Source organism: Parapusillimonas sp. JC17, from assembly GCF_052180245.1.
Lineage (GTDB): Bacteria > Pseudomonadota > Gammaproteobacteria > Burkholderiales > Burkholderiaceae_B > Parapusillimonas.
This window is the reverse complement of the sequence record NZ_CP197474.1, coordinates 3,326,398-3,341,129: the sequence shown is the minus strand read 5'-3', so window position 1 is coordinate 3,341,129 and position 14,732 is coordinate 3,326,398. Positions and strand designations below refer to the sequence as shown.

At 61.3% G+C, this 14,732-nt stretch carries 12 protein-coding genes and 1 tRNA gene; 7 read left to right on the top strand and 6 right to left on the bottom strand.

The features are described from left to right. Nucleotides 1-25 precede the first annotated feature (25 nt). Entirely contained in the window at nucleotides 26-1,957 is a 1,932-nt protein-coding gene (locus ACSBPU_RS16105) for a tyrosine-type recombinase/integrase (RefSeq protein ID WP_197913183.1), read from the bottom strand. A gap of 228 nt (nucleotides 1,958-2,185) precedes the next feature. Beyond that, a tRNA-Gly gene (locus tag ACSBPU_RS16100) sits at nucleotides 2,186-2,261 on the bottom strand. A gap of 214 nt (nucleotides 2,262-2,475) precedes the next feature. Between ACSBPU_RS16100 and murB the strand changes: the two genes are divergently transcribed. Further along, entirely contained in the window at nucleotides 2,476-3,597 is a 1,122-nt protein-coding gene (gene murB / locus ACSBPU_RS16095; protein WP_442592993.1) for a UDP-N-acetylmuramate dehydrogenase, read from the top strand. Nucleotides 3,598-3,697: 100 nt separating this feature from the next. Here the strand turns inward: murB and dapB are convergent, their stop codons facing one another. Together dapB and ACSBPU_RS16085 are read right to left on the bottom strand one after the other, a co-directional pair. Beyond that, complete coding sequence (gene dapB / locus ACSBPU_RS16090; RefSeq protein ID WP_442592992.1) at nucleotides 3,698-4,489, bottom strand: 4-hydroxy-tetrahydrodipicolinate reductase; 792 nt, start codon at nucleotides 4,487-4,489, stop codon at nucleotides 3,698-3,700. Between the two features lie 12 nt (nucleotides 4,490-4,501). Continuing rightward, nucleotides 4,502-5,077: an outer membrane protein assembly factor BamE gene (locus ACSBPU_RS16085; RefSeq protein WP_442592991.1), complete on the bottom strand. Its 576-nt coding sequence runs from the start codon at nucleotides 5,075-5,077 to the stop codon at nucleotides 4,502-4,504. A 163-nt stretch (nucleotides 5,078-5,240) separates the two neighbouring features. Here ACSBPU_RS16085 and fur point away from each other — a divergent pair, with 163 nt between their 5' ends. Beyond that, nucleotides 5,241-5,669: a ferric iron uptake transcriptional regulator gene (fur, locus tag ACSBPU_RS16080; RefSeq protein ID WP_180071547.1), complete on the top strand. Its 429-nt coding sequence runs from the start codon at nucleotides 5,241-5,243 to the stop codon at nucleotides 5,667-5,669. A 101-nt stretch (nucleotides 5,670-5,770) separates the two neighbouring features. On the opposite strand, the gene recN is transcribed toward fur, so the two are convergent. Further along, nucleotides 5,771-7,414: a DNA repair protein RecN gene (gene recN, locus ACSBPU_RS16075; RefSeq protein ID WP_442592990.1), complete on the bottom strand. Its 1,644-nt coding sequence runs from the start codon at nucleotides 7,412-7,414 to the stop codon at nucleotides 5,771-5,773. Between the two features lie 3 nt (nucleotides 7,415-7,417). After that, nucleotides 7,418-8,317, bottom strand: coding sequence for an NAD kinase (locus ACSBPU_RS16070; RefSeq protein WP_442592989.1), 900 nt, complete (start codon nucleotides 8,315-8,317; stop codon nucleotides 7,418-7,420). A 143-nt stretch (nucleotides 8,318-8,460) separates the two neighbouring features. Here ACSBPU_RS16070 and hrcA point away from each other — a divergent pair, with 143 nt between their 5' ends. The 5 genes from hrcA (at nucleotide 8,461) to dnaJ (ending at nucleotide 14,617) form a co-directional block, all read left to right on the top strand. Continuing rightward, a complete protein-coding gene (gene hrcA / locus ACSBPU_RS16065; RefSeq protein WP_180071544.1) occupies nucleotides 8,461-9,471 on the top strand; it encodes a heat-inducible transcriptional repressor HrcA in 1,011 nt (336 codons plus the stop codon). 2 nt (nucleotides 9,472-9,473) lie between these two features. Continuing rightward, complete coding sequence (hemH, locus tag ACSBPU_RS16060; protein WP_442592988.1) at nucleotides 9,474-10,526, top strand: ferrochelatase; 1,053 nt, start codon at nucleotides 9,474-9,476, stop codon at nucleotides 10,524-10,526. A 216-nt stretch (nucleotides 10,527-10,742) separates the two neighbouring features. Then, nucleotides 10,743-11,339: a nucleotide exchange factor GrpE gene (gene grpE, locus ACSBPU_RS16055; RefSeq protein WP_442592987.1), complete on the top strand. Its 597-nt coding sequence runs from the start codon at nucleotides 10,743-10,745 to the stop codon at nucleotides 11,337-11,339. A 133-nt stretch (nucleotides 11,340-11,472) separates the two neighbouring features. Beyond that, entirely contained in the window at nucleotides 11,473-13,392 is a 1,920-nt protein-coding gene (gene dnaK / locus ACSBPU_RS16050) for a molecular chaperone DnaK (protein ID WP_442592986.1), read from the top strand. Between the two features lie 103 nt (nucleotides 13,393-13,495). Further along, on the top strand, nucleotides 13,496-14,617 hold the full coding sequence (gene dnaJ, locus ACSBPU_RS16045; protein WP_180071540.1) for a molecular chaperone DnaJ: 1,122 nt from the start codon (nucleotides 13,496-13,498) through the stop codon (nucleotides 14,615-14,617). The last annotated feature ends 115 nt before the right edge of the window (nucleotides 14,618-14,732 follow it).

The following is a 14,732-nucleotide window of genomic DNA, read 5'->3' as shown; positions in this document are numbered from 1 at the left end:
AAGGCGCCCGCAAGGGCTGGTAGCCCTATGCGCCGTCCAGAACCACGGCGCTGTCCACCATTCGGCGAACGCTCTGCCGCACCTCCTCTGGGATAGGCCGCGGTGGGACTGTCTCTGGCGCATTCGCATGGAACTGGCCGCTTGCGATGACCTGGACCACCATGCCCAGATTGCTTGGCGTCACCAAATCGATGGCCGCGCGATCGCCCAGGTCCGGGTGTGGCCGGGTCAGCATGCGGTAAAGCTCCCACGAATCCGCTTGCGGACACTGGCGCATGAGCACCTGGGCCAGCTTGTGCTTGAGCGGCACCAGTTGCCAATCGGGAACTCGCTGGCCCCGGTTGCCCAAGCTGACGGATAGCAGTTTGCCGGCCTTCAACTCGCGGTTGATCTGGTCTTTGGACTTCCCGGCCAACTTGCCGAACAGGGGGACCGGCAGGCTGCTCGGCGATTCATAGATGGCCAGCATTTCCTCGCGCTCGCGCTGGATGGCAGATACTTCCGGTTCTGGCGCATGCGTCGGAGGCGGCGGCACCTGCGACAGCCGCTGGAACGTGATGCTCCCGTCGTTCGGCGTCACGACGATGGGAGCGGTCACCATCGACGGAACGGGTGCCGCAGAGGACGCTGCAACGATGGCGTCGGGCTTGTCCTCCTCTGCCATGGCCGGCACGCCCTCGATGTGAATGGTGAGGTGCGCGCTGGCCGCCTCCACCTGGCCCTGTTCGAGCAGGTCGAGGCGATCCGCCCAGTCCTGCATCATCCGGCGGCGCGGCTCAACGTACTTGGCATGGTTGTAAGCCGAACTCACCTTGTTCGGGTCGGAGTGCGAGAGCTGCGCGTCCACCCAAATCTTGGGGTAGCCGATCTCGTTGAGCGCCGTCGAAATCGTTCCCCGGATGCCGTGGCCGGTCAGTTGGTCCTCGTAGCCCATCCGCTTCAAGGCGGCATTGAGGGTGTTCTCGCTGATGCGCTTCTTGAGTTCGCTGCGGTGCGCCAGCAGGTGGCGCTGGGCCGGCCGTATCACCCCCAGAAGGTAGCTCACGATCTCGATGGCTTGAAGGGACAGCGGTACGATGTAGGGCGGCACATCCTGGGGGCGCTTGCCGGCCTTGCGCATCTCATCCTGAAGCTGCTTGACGATCTGGGGCGGAATGATCCAGAGGCCGCGGTCCAGGTCGAACTGATCCGGGGTCGCCAGCCGCAGCTCGCCGGTTCGCACCCCGGTCAGGAACAGCAGCCGGATGCCGAGCTGGGTCTGCCAGCCACGCGGGTTGTAGAGCCGGAGCTTCTGAAGGAATTCCGGCAGCTCGGGCAAATGCAAGTACGGGTTGTGGTTCACCGGAGGCTTGGGCTCCGCCACCACATCCAGGTCAGAAGCCGGATTGGCCTCCAGCCCCTCGACGATCACGAGGGCATAGCGGAACAACTGGCTCAACCAGGTGCGGACCTTTTCTGCCGTGGTGAAAGCCTTGCGTTCCTCGATTCTTGCCAGGACGCCCAGAAGCTGGGGCCGGCGAATGTCGTAGATCGACATCTTCCCGAGGGCGGGCAGCACGTCCTTGCCGAAAATCCGCAGGATCTGCGAGAGGGTGCTTTGACGGCCTTCCTTGAGTTCCTTGCGCCGATGCTCGACCCAGGCATCGAAGACCGCCTTGAACGTGTAGTCGGCCGCCAGCTTCACGGCATGGCGTTTCTGCTTGCGGTCGGTGTGAGGGTTGATGCCCCTAGCCAAGAGTGCGCGGGCTTCGTCGCGCAAGGTACGCGCTTCACGCAGGCCGATCTCGGGGTAGTTGCCCAGGGAGATGCGCTTTTGCTTGCCGAGCCAGTAGTAGCGCAGGTGCCACGATTTGCCGCCGGTAGGGGCGACCACCAGGCCGAGGCCATCGGTATCGGGGAGGCTGTAGGTTTTGTCAGCGGCCTTGGCTTGCCGCACAGTCAGATCAGAGAGTGCCATCATCGAAGCTCCTAAGTCTTGGACTTAGGCCCGATGCTGCTGGTCATCCCGATCCAACCCCAGCAACAAACCGGAACCGGCACCGCCCGCATTCTTTGGCCTTGTTTTTGGCCTCAAAAACGCTGGCTGTCGGTGGATTCCAGTGGCTTTTGCTGGAATGAAAAAAGGAGCCGAAGCTCCTCTTTTCAACGACTTACAGACCCCAGTGGAAGTCTGTAGATCATAATTTGGAGCGGGAAACGAGTCTCGAACTCGCGACCTCAACCTTGGCAAGGTTGCGCTCTACCAACTGAGCTATTCCCGCATATATACTGCTTGGTGTTCTTCTTGCAAGTCGTTGTTCTTGCTGAAAGAAGCTTCGCATTCTAAAGCATTTTTTCGTTGCTTGCAAATCGCTGGGTGAACTGTTTTTAAACACATTTAAAAACTACCCGCGCTGCCTGCCCAAAAAAAACTGCTTGGTGAGCGAAGACCAAGATATTAACTAAAAAGTAATAGGGCTGTCAAACCAGTTCCACATGCCTTCGGCACAAGCAAGGCACGCGCCCCAGCGGCGCAGGCCGGCGCGTTATGCTTATGCCTTTTGCCGGGGCGTGGCCGGCTTGATCAGGGTGGGGCGTTTCTTGCAGCTAATCTTCGACCAGGACCTTTCCGCATTCAATACTTTGGGACTGCGTTCCAGAGCGCACCGTTACGTCCAATATACGGACAAGAGCCAGTTGAATGAGCTTTCCGACCTGGTCCGATCACATCGGACGATATTCGTCCTGGGAGGCGGAAGCAATGTCGTCCTTGCTCCGCAGGTGACGGGATTGGTGGTAAAGGTTTTGACCTCGGGTATTCGGCTGCTCGATCAAGACGACGAGCATGTGCTGGTCGAAGCCGAGGGGGGCGAGGTCTGGCACGGCTTTGTGGCCCATTGCGTGAAAGCCGGGTGGAACGGGCTGGAGAATCTGGCTTTGATTCCGGGCACGGTGGGCGCCGCACCGGTGCAGAATATCGGGGCATACGGGGTAGAGCTCGACCAGCGTTTCCATAGCTTGCTGGCCTGGGACATCACCAAGGGCCGTATGGTCGAGATGGGGCCGCAGGACTGCGGGTTTTCCTATCGGCACAGCGTGTTCAAGGAGGCCGGGCCGGGGCGCTGGCTGATCGTGGCCGTGCGTTTCCTGTTGCCGCGGGCCTGGACGCCGGTCTTGGCCTACCCCGATCTGCAGCGACGTGCGGAGTTGATGCGTAGCGGTATCGAGGCGCAACAGATATTCGATGCGGTATGCGACATCCGTCGCAGCAAGCTGCCGGATCCGGCTGTGCTGGGCAATGCGGGCAGCTTCTTCAAGAATCCCATCGTGGCGGCACCGGATTTTGAAGCGCTCAAGCGGCAATACCCGGATATCGTCGCCTACCCTCAGGCGGATGGCGTTTCATACAAGCTCGCGGCGGGTTGGCTGATCGACAGGGCAGGATGGAAAGGGCGTCGCGTGGGGCCGGTGGGCGTGCATGACCGGCAGGCCCTGGTGCTGGTCAATCATGGCGGGGCGGTGGCTGAAGACGTTCTGTCATTGGCGGCGTCTATCCGGTCCGACGTGCGAGAGCGCTTCGGGGTGACGCTGGAGCAGGAACCCGTAAACGTGACTTGAGCCGCGCACACGCGGCTCAAGCGCTCTAGGTACGATCACGAACAGTCTACGACCGCCCCCTGGCTTTCAGCGGCAAAAGGTCCTAATCAACCGGAACCGGTCAGGCGGCCAGGACGTCTTGCATGTCGAACAGGCCGAACTCCTTGCGTGCCAGGTAGCGCGCCGCACGCAGGCTGCCTTGGGCGTAGGTGGCGCGGTTGCTGGAGCGGTGCGTGATTTCGATGCGTTCTCCCGTGCCGCAGAAGTACACGGTGTGATCGCCGATGATGTCGCCGCCGCGGACCACGGAAAACCCGATCTTGCCGGTTTCGCGAGCGCCGGTTTCACCGTGGCGCGCCCAGTCGGCGATGTCATCGAGCTTTTTGCCCCAGGCGGAGGCCACGGCTTCGCCCATGGCGAGCGCGGTGCCGGAGGGGGCGTCGACCTTGTTGCGGTGATGGGCCTCGAACACCTCGACATCGTAACCACTGTTCAAGAGCCTGGCCGCCATGTCAAGGAGCTTGAGCGTGGCGTTCACGCCGACGCTCATGTTGGGGGCGAAGACGATGGCGATTTTCTGGCTGGCGGCCTGGATGGCCTGTTTGCCCTGGTCGCTGAAGCCGGTGGTGCCGATGACGCATTTCGTGCCGTGCTTGACGCAGGCTTGAAGGTGATTCAACGTGCCTTCGGGTCGGGTGAAGTCGATGAGGCAGTCAGCCTGGGACAGGGCATCGAGGTCGTCGGTGATCAGGACGCCTGTGTCCTGACCCAGGAAGGTGCCGGCGTCCTGGCCGATGGCGGGCGAACCCGGGCGGTCGAGCGCGACGGATAACTTCAGGTCGGCGCTTTGGAGCACGGCTTCGATCAGCATGCGGCCCATACGGCCGTCGGCTCCGGCGATTGCAATACGCATGGTGTTCCTTGATTAACGCAGTGGTTCGGCGGTGTCGCGGCCGGGCACAGGTGCGCCCGGCGGTACAGGCTGGGGTTCGGCATTGAAAATCGACGGCGTGCGTTGCGGCTCGGAGTCGGTGCCGGTTTCGGCCTTGTCGTTGCCCTGGGCGCGCTCGGTTTCGTTCTGAGGCGCGGTGTCGAGCGTACCGTCTTTCTTCATGCCGGTGTCGGCCTTCTGGAAAGGCTGTCGGTCGGGCTGCTGGTCGCCATCCCAGCGGACCAGGCTGTCGCCCTCGAACCAGACCGTGAATTTGCGTTCCTGCTCTCGTCCGTATCCCGGCTTGTTATAGTAGGGGTAGTCCCAGCGGTCGGTACGGAAGACATCTTGCAGGGTGGGAGTGCCCAGAATGAAGCGCACTTGTTCGCGGCTCATGCCTTGCTGCAGCTGCGCAACCTGTTCGGAGGTGATCCAGTTGCCTTGCTGAATGTCGGGCCGATACGGGAACCCCCAGTTGGTCGTGCCGCAGGCGGAAAGAACGACGGCCAGCACGCCGGCGGCGGCGCCGATGCGTAGCGTGGAAATAATGGGTTTTGCAGTCGTCAGCACAAAGCGCCCCTGTGATTCAAATTGGATAAAACCGTTATCATAAAGGAGGACAGTCAATAAACAGAATAAAACGCATAATAGCGTCAGTCAGGGTCGGGCGCGGCGCAGGGTTTCCGGTGCCTGCTCGAACATCACCACCATCATCACCGAAGACATTTTAGCTATGAACGATCAGAACGAACTCAAAAATATGGGCCTTAAGGCGACGTTTCCCCGCCTGAAGATTCTTGATATTTTTCGCCGAGCCGACGAACGTCATCAAAGCGCTGAAGATGTCTATCGCACCCTCATTGCCGAAGATGTCGATATTGGCCTCGCGACGGTGTATCGGGTCCTGACCCAGTTTGAACAGGCGGGAATACTGGTACGCAGTCAGTTCGACGGCGGCAAGGCCGTGTTTGAACTCAATGACGGCGACCATCACGATCACCTCATCTGCACGAATTGCGGCAAGGTCGAGGAATTCACGGATTCCGACATCGAAAAGCGCCAGCACAAGATCGCCAAGGATCACGGTTTTGCGCTGGAAAGCCATACGATGCTGCTGTACGGGATTTGCCCGAACTGCTCTCCGAAAGCAGCGCCCAAGTAAGAAACCGTTTCAAGGGGTCAGACCCCGTTCGGGGTCTGACCCCCTCCGTCATGAAGGCGGTCAGCGGCTGTGGGGGTCAGACCCCATTCGGGGTCTGACCCCTAGCTGTTCAGCATTTCCCGTGCATGCTCGCGGGTGGTGTCGGTAATTTTTACCCCGCCCAGCATGCGGGCAAGCTCATTGACTCTGCCAGGTTCATCCAATGGTTCGATGCTCGACAGGGTGCTGGCGGCCGAACTGGATTTTTTTACTTCGAAATGATGCGCGCCTCGTGCGGCGACCTGGGGCAAGTGCGTGACGCACAGCACCTGATGGCGTTCGCCGAGTTCGCGCAGCAGGCGGCCGACGACTTCCGCCACGGCGCCGCCGACACCCGTGTCGACTTCGTCGAAGATCAGGGTGGGAACGCGTGCCGCCCGGCTGGCAATGACCGACAGCGCAAGTGAAATACGCGCCAACTCGCCGCCCGAGGCCACTTTACCCAGGGGCTTGGGCGTGGTGCCGGCGTGGCCCGACACCAGGAATTCCACGCTTTCGTTGCCATGAGGCCCCGGCGGACATTTGGTCAGACTGACGTCGAAGCGGCCGCCCTTCATGGCCAGGGTCTGCATGGCCTCGCTGACCTGGCCGGCCAGCATCTTGCTTGTTTTGCGACGCGCCTTGCCCAGGGCATCGGCGGCGGCCTGATATTCGTTGGCGAGCCTCCCGGCTTTCTCTGCGAGCGCTTGGGTGTCGGCCGCGGCCTCGCTGGCGTCCAGCCTTGCTTGCAGGCTGGCCAGCAAGGCGTCCAGTTCACCTGGCTCGACCTTGAACTTGCGGGCGGCTTCAAAGATGGCGGACATCCGGCGCTCGGCTTGTTCGAGCTGTTCGGGATTCAGCTCAAGGCGGTCCAGGTAGCTGTTCAGGTCGGACACCGCCTCGGACACGGAAATACGCGCGGACTCGATGGCGTCATAGATGGTTTGCAACTGGCTGTCGTGCCGCAGCAATTGCTGGATGTGATGAGCCGCCGCGTTGAGCGTGTGGCGGGCGGATCCTTGCTCGTCGTCCAGTACCGCCAGGGCTTGCCCGGCGCCTTCCAGAAGGGCTTGGGCGTGGGCCAGGCGGTTGTGATCCTGACTGATGCTTTCCCATTCGCCTTCTTGCAGGCCCAGGCGCTCGAGTTCGGCAACCTGCCATTCCAGGCGTTCACGCTCTTCTTTGAGCGCGGCGGCGTTCCGCCTGGCCTGGTCCAGCGATTTTTCGGCGGCCTGCCAGGCATGCCACGCCTGCTGCACCTGCCGGGCCAGATCCTGATGGCCGCCCTGGGCATCAAGCATGTCGCGCTGGCAGGCTGTTTTCAGCAGGCTCTGGTGCATGTGCTGCCCATGGATGTCGACCAGTTGTTCGCCCAGTTCGCGCAGTTGTGCGAGATTCGCGGGCAGGCCGTTGATGAAGGCGCGGCTCCTGCCCTGGCTGTCGATGACGCGCCGCAGGATGAGCGCATCGTCGGTATCGAGTTCGCGCTCGCGCAGCCAGGCCTGCACGTCGGCGGGTGCTTCGAAGACTGCGGTGATGTCGCTGCGGCTGCTGCCTTCTCGCAGCACGGACGTGTCTCCGCGCGCGCCTAGCGCCAGCGAAAGTGCGTCGATCAGTATGGACTTGCCCGCGCCGGTTTCCCCGGAAAAAACCGTGAATCCGCTTTCGAAGTGGATTTCCGCTTCATCGACAATGACAAAATCGCGTAGGTGCAAAGTACGCAGCATGGTTTATTCGGCCTCGTCCGAAGGTTGGGGCATGTGGTTCCAGTACAGCTTGCGTCGCAACGTCGAAAAAAAGCTGTAGCCGGTTGGGTGAATGAAGCGTACGGTGTGTTGCGCGCGCCGTACTTCGACGAGGTCGCCGGGCTGGCAGTCGGACCAGGTTTGCATATCGAAGTGCACGCTGGCGCCGGACTCCACGCGGCCCAGGGCGGTGATGGTCATGCTGAGCGTGCCGGAATCCGGCAGGACGATGGGGCGGTTTGAAAGCGTTTGCGGGGCAACCGGTACCAGCAGCATGGCGTTCAATTGCGAGTGCACGATGGGGCCGTTGGCGGAAAGCGAGTAGGCGGTGGATCCCGTAGGCGTGGCGACGATGAGCCCGTCGGCGCGCTGGTTGTACATGAAGGTGCCGTCGAATTCGACGCGCACGTCTATCATGCCGCCGCGCCCGGCGCGGTTCAGGACGACGTCGTTCAGGGCGATGCCGGAAAACAGGGTCTGGCCGGCGCGCACGACCCGGCCTTCCAGCATGACGCGGTCTTCGGCTTCGTAGTTTCCCTGTATGACGCTTGCGAGCGCATCGTTCGCGCTGTGCAGCGGGATGTCGGTAATGAACCCCAGCCGGCCATGGTTGATGCCGATGAGCGACACCTTGCTGTGCGCCAGTTGCCGAGCGGCGCCCAGCATGGTGCCGTCGCCGCCCATGACGATCGCCAGATCCGCCTGCTCGCCGATATCGGCATACGAGGCGATGGCGTGTTCGGTCAGGCCCGTGTTGCGGGCGGTGTCGGCCTCGATCAACACCTTACAGCCGGCCCCTTCGAGCGCTTCCGCCAGCGTGCGCAGCGGGGCGTCCAGGCCGGTGTCCTGGTATCTGCCAATGATTGCCACGGTTTTGAAGTGCATGAGGCGAATACCTTGTGAATTGACGAAACAACGATTGGTGAAATAATAGAGACTCAACGATTATATGGGCACCGCGGCCTCATGGATGCGGGTGCAACAACCAGTATCGAGCCAATATTGCTCCAATTGCCTAGAATAGAGTCATGGATGACCGAGCCAATGCGCTGCTGAAGGCGCTCATAGAACGATACATCGCCGATGGCCAGCCGGTGGGGTCGCGCACCCTTTCGAAAATGTTCGATCTGTCGCCGGCTACCATACGCAATGTCATGGCCGACCTGGAAGACATGGGCATGATCCATAGCCCCCATACGTCGGCCGGGCGCATTCCCACGCCCAAGGGGTATCGCATGTTCGTCGACAGGCTGCTGGCCGTGCAGCGTTTCGAGGTCCTGCCGCCCACCCAGATCCGCCAGATGCTGCCCGCGGCCGAACCCACGCGTGCCGTGTCCGCCGCTGCCACGCTGCTGTCCAACCTGTCGCAGTTCGCCGGCGTGGTGCTCGCACCCAAGCGCGCACAGGTATTTCGCCAGATCGAATTCATCCGGCTGTCCGACAAGCGCGTGCTGCTCATCATCGTGACGCCCGACGGCGATGTCCAGAATCGCATTCTCTTCGTTAAGCGTGACTACACCGAGCCGGAGCTCCACGAGGCCAGCAATTTCTTCAACCAGCACTTCGCCGGCATGTCGTTCGAAAAGGTCCGCGTGGCCCTGGCCGAAGAGCTCTCTTCCCTGCAGGCCGATATCTCGCGTCTCATGCAAGCGGCGGTGGAGGCGGGCAGCGCAACGGCCGACATCGACGAATCCGTGGTCATTTCCGGCGAAAGCAAACTGCTCGATGTCTTCGAGATCACGTCCGACATGGAACGCCTGCGCCGCCTGTTTTCGCTGTTCGAAAAGAAAACCGACCTGCTTCAGCTGCTGGATGTCTCCAGCCGAGCCCAGGGCGTCCAGATCTACATCGGCGGCGACTCGAACCTGGTCCCCATGGAAGATGTCTCGGTCGTTACCGCGCCCTATGGCGTCGATGGGAAGGTGGTCGGTACGCTCGGAGTCATCGGGCCGTCGCGCATGGCTTACGAGCGCGTGATCCCGATCGTTGACATCACGGCGCGCCTGCTGTCCAACGCCCTGAGCCACAATCAATCCTAAGAATGAAATTCGCTTCACCTTATTTGCCGGAACCATCCGATCCCCATGCTTTCAGCGCCGATCCGCCGCCGCGGCCGCCCGGCCCTGTTGGGGTCCTGTTGGTCAATCTGGGCACGCCGGACACCCCGACGCCGCGCGACATACGCCGGTACCTGGCGGAATTCCTTTCCGATCCGCGCGTCATAGAGATACCCGCGTGGATCTGGCAGGTCATTCTCCGGCTATTCATTCTTCCAAGGCGGCCGCGGGCGTTGGCGCCAAGGTATCGCGACATCTGGCTGCAGGACGGGTCTCCGCTGCTGGTATGGAGCCAGGCGCAGGCTAGTGCCGTACAGCGCGAACTGGCCGGGCAGGGGTTGGACACCAGGGTGAAGCTGGGCATGCGCTACGGCAATCCGTCGATTGCGCGGGCGCTCGATGAGCTCAGGGCGGAAGGATGCGAGCGCATACTGACCGTTCCAATGTATCCCCAGTATGCCGCCAGCACGACCGCCACCGCCGTGGATCATGTCGCGCGGCATGCCGCGCGGCTGCGCGACCAGCCCGAACTGCGGTTCGTAAAGCGCTATCACGACGATGCGGGCTACATCGCCGCGCTTGCGCGGCAGATCCAGGAACACTGGAGTCGAGAAGGCCGACCCGAGCGCCTGCTGCTCAGTTTCCACGGCCTGCCCCGGTTTTCCATCGAACAGGGCGACCCTTACTATCGGGACTGCATGGAGACCGTCTCCTTGCTCAAGCGGCGGCTGGGCGCCGATGGCGAGCTGGTTCATGCCGCTTTCCAGAGCCGTTTCGGCGCGGCCAAGTGGCTGGAACCCTACACCGAGCCCACCTTGCGGGAATGGGCGCGCCAGGGAGTCAAGCGTGTGGACGTCATGTGTCCGGGCTTTCTGGCCGATTGCCTGGAAACCCTGGAGGAAATCAGTGTCGAATGCCGGGATGCATTTCTGGAAGAGGGCGGCGAGCAGTTGCGCTATCTGCCCTGCCTGAATGATGATGCGGCATGGTCCCAGGCCTTTGCGCGATTGATACGCCGGCATCTCGGCGGCTGGTGAACTTGGGGTCAGACCCCGTGCGGGGTCTGACCCCCTAATAGCATGAACCCGGGGGTCAGACCCCATACGGGGTATGACCCCTTAATAGTATGAACCTGGGGGTCAGACCCCGTACGGGGTATGACCCCTCATTCCAAAGTTTTTCAAAGAGGTCTTGAAATGGGGGCGTCAGCCCCCATTTTCCATGAATTGCATAATCGTATGTGGAGATTTTTTATGTCGGCAAGCAAAGAAAACCTGGATTCCCAAGCTAAAGATCCTGCGGTCGATACGTCAGAGCAGCTCGAGGTCAATGAGGGCGAAGCCTCTCCCGAGGCCGTCGAAGCCCAGGAGCAGATCGAGGCGGAAAAGGACTGGGCCACTTTGTTGTCCGAGGCCGAGGCCAAGATCGCCCAGTATCACGAGGAACTGCTGCGCGCCCGTGCCGAGACCGAGAACATCCGGCGCCGCGCCCAGGAAGACGTTGCCAAGGCCCGCAAATTCGGCACGGAATCATTCGCCGAAAGCCTGATTCCGGTGCGCGACAGCCTGGAAGCCGCCCTGGCGCTCAGCGACCAGACCGCCGAGGCCTGGCGCGAAGGGGTGGAGGCCACGCTCCGGCAAGTGAATACCGCATTCGAGCGTAATCTTCTGAGGGAAGTAGCGCCTGCCGCGGGCGAGAAGTTCGATCCGCACCATCATCAGGCCATTTCCACGGTGCCGTCCGAACATCCGGAGGGCACGGTGGCGCAGATGCTGCAAAAGGGCTACACCATTGCGGACCGTGTGCTGCGTCCTGCGCTGGTCATGGTTTCTTCGGGGCAGGCAGGCTAGGCGGGTGCCTGGGGGCGTAAACGCGTCTCCACGATAAAAATTGTGTCGGAAGGCTTGAAATCGCGTCCCGCACCCCCACTTGAAGTCCATCGGAAAGTTTTTACAAATTCAAAATCTCTAGCAGGGTAATAATATGGGCAAGATCATTGGCATTGACCTGGGTACGACCAACAGCTGTGTGGCTGTGCTGGACGGCAGCAGCGTCAAGATCATCGAAAACGCGGAAGGCACGCGCACCACGCCTTCCATCGTCGCTTACATGCAAGACGGCGAAATCCTGGTCGGGGCGCCTGCAAAACGCCAGGCGGTGACCAACCCCAAGAACACGCTATATGCCGTCAAGCGCCTCATCGGCCGCAAGTTCGACGAAAAAGCGGTGCAGAAAGACATCAACCTGATGCCCTACAGCATCGTCAAGGCAGATAACGGCGACGCCTGGGTCGAAGCCCAAGGCAAGAAGCTGGCGCCTCCGCAGGTGTCGGCCGACGTGCTGCGCAAAATGAAGAAGACGGCCGAAGACTACCTGGGCGAGGAAGTCACCGAGGCGGTCATTACCGTGCCCGCCTACTTCAACGACAGCCAGCGGCAGGCCACCAAGGATGCCGGCCGCATCGCCGGTCTCGACGTCAAGCGCATCATCAACGAGCCCACAGCGGCTGCGTTGGCGTTCGGCATGGACAAGACCGAAAAGGGCGATCGCAAGATTGCGGTGTATGACCTGGGCGGCGGTACGTTCGACGTCTCCATCATTGAAATTGCCGACGTCGATGGCGAGAAGCAATTCGAAGTCCTGTCGACCAACGGCGATACCTTCCTTGGTGGCGAAGACTTCGACCAGCACATCATCGACTACATCATCGGCGAATTCAAGAAGGAAAGCGGCGTAGACCTGTCGAAAGACGTGCTCGCGTTGCAGCGCCTGAAAGAGTCCGCTGAAAAGGCCAAGATCGAGCTTTCGTCGACGCAGCAGACCGAAATCAACCTGCCTTACATCACGGCCGATGCGTCCGGTCCCAAGCACCTGAACCTGAAGATCACCCGCGCCAAGCTCGAAGCCCTGGTCGAGAGCCTGATCGAACGCACGATCGAGCCTTGCCGTATCGCCATCAAGGATGCCGGCGTCAAGGTCTCCGAGATCGACGACGTGATCCTGGTCGGCGGCATGACCCGCATGCCCAAGGTGCAGGAAAAGGTCAAGGAGTTCTTCGGCAAAGAGCCGCGCAAGGACGTCAACCCCGATGAAGCCGTGGCCGCCGGCGCCGCCATCCAGGGCTCCGTCCTGTCCGGCGACCGCAAGGACGTGCTGCTGCTCGACGTGACGCCCCTGTCCCTCGGCATCGAGACGCTGGGCGGCGTCATGACCAAGATGATCCAGAAGAACACCACGATTCCTACGCGTTATTCGCAAGTGTTCTCCACGGCCGACGACAACCAGCCGGCGGTGACCATCAAGGTGTTCCAGGGCGAGCGTGAAATCGCGGCGGGCAACAAGGCACTGGGCGAGTTCAATCTGGAAGGCATTCCGCCTGCGGCACGCGGCACGCCCCAGATCGAAGTCACGTTCGACATCGACGCCAATGGTATCTTGCACGTGTCGGCCAAGGACAAGGGCACCGGCAAGGAAAACAAGATCACTATCAAGGCAAGCTCCGGCCTGACCGAAGACGAGATCGAGCGCATGGTGAAGGATGCCGAGGCCAATGCCGAGGAAGACCACCGTATTGCCGAACTCGCGCTCACGCGCAATCAGGCCGACTCGCTGCTGCACTCCACCCGCAAGTCGCTGGAGGAATACGGCGACAAGCTCGATGCGTCGGACAAGGAAGCCATCGAGGCCGCTCTGAAGGATCTCGAGGAAACCCTGAAGGACGGCGACAAGGCGGCCATCGATGCCAAGGTGGAGGCGCTGTCAACGGCTTCCCAGAAGCTGGGTGAAAAGATGTATGCCGACATGCAGGCTCAGGCGGCGCAGCAAGGCGCTGCAGATGCGGCCAAGCCCGCTGACGACAATGTGGTCGATGCCGATTTCAAAGAAGTCAAGCGCGATCAATAAGGCCTGGCCCTAGCGGCTTCAGCCCGGTTTCTGGTTATTTACCGGAAATCGGGCATTCTTATTCAGACTCAAAGAACAGACGTCACAGACGCAAGCGATCCAAATGGCAAAACGCGACTATTATGAAATTCTGGGTGTGGCCAAGAACGCCTCCGATGATGAGCTGAAAAAAGCTTATCGCAAGCTGGCGATGAAGTACCACCCCGACCGTAATCCCGATAGCAAGGAAGCCGAGGAAAAGTTCAAAGAGGTCAAAGAGGCCTACGAGATGCTGTCCGACGAGCAGAAACGCGCAGCCTACGACAAGTACGGCCACGCGGGCGTGGATCCCAACGCCGGCATGGGCGCGGGTATGGGCGGGGCGGGTTTTGCCGATGCCTTTGGCGACATCTTCGGCGAGATCTTCGGCGGTGCCGCGCGCCGCGGCGGTGGCCCGCAGGTGTATCGCGGGGCTGATCTCAAGTACACGCTGGACATCAGCCTCGAGCAGGCCGCCAACGGCTTCGACACCGAGATCCGGGTACCCAGTTGGGAACGCTGCGACGTCTGCCATGGTTCCGGATCCAAGCCCGGCACGCAACCCAAGACTTGCCACACTTGCGACGGCAGCGGCGCGGTGCGCATGCAGCAAGGCTTCTTCAGCGTCCAGCAGACCTGCCCGACCTGCCACGGCACGGGCAAGGAAATCACCGATCCATGCACGGCTTGCGATGGCGTGGGCCGTGTCCGCAAGAACAAGACCCTGCAGGTCAAGATTCCCGCCGGCATCGATGACGGCATGCGCATCCGCTCGGCCGGGAACGGCGAGCCCGGAGTCAATGGCGGGCCTCCCGGCGATCTCTATGTCGAGATCCACTTGAAGCCGCACGGAATATTCCAACGCGATGGCGATGACCTGCATTGCGAACTGACGATTCCGTTCACGACGGCCGCGCTGGGCGGAGAGCTCGAGGTGCCCACCTTGACCGGGCGTGGGCAGATCACGATTCCGGAAGGAACGCAAAGCGGGAAGACTTTCCGGCTGCGCGGAAAAGGCATACGCGGCTTGCGCGCCAGCTACCCGGGCGACCTGTACTGCCATGTTTCGGTGGAAACACCCGTGCGTCTCAGCGAAGAACAGAAGAAGATCCTGCGCCAGTTCGAGGTCTCGCTGCAGCAAGGCGGTGAAAAGCATTCGCCCAACAGCCAGTCCTGGACGGACCGCGTCAAGAAATTCTTTTCATGAGAGGGCAGGGTCAGACCCCATTCGTGGTCTGACCCTTTTCGCAATAATTTGGGGTCAGACCCTGTACAGGGTCTGACCCCTTGTTTTTTAAGTACAGGGGCAGACCCCTGTTTTT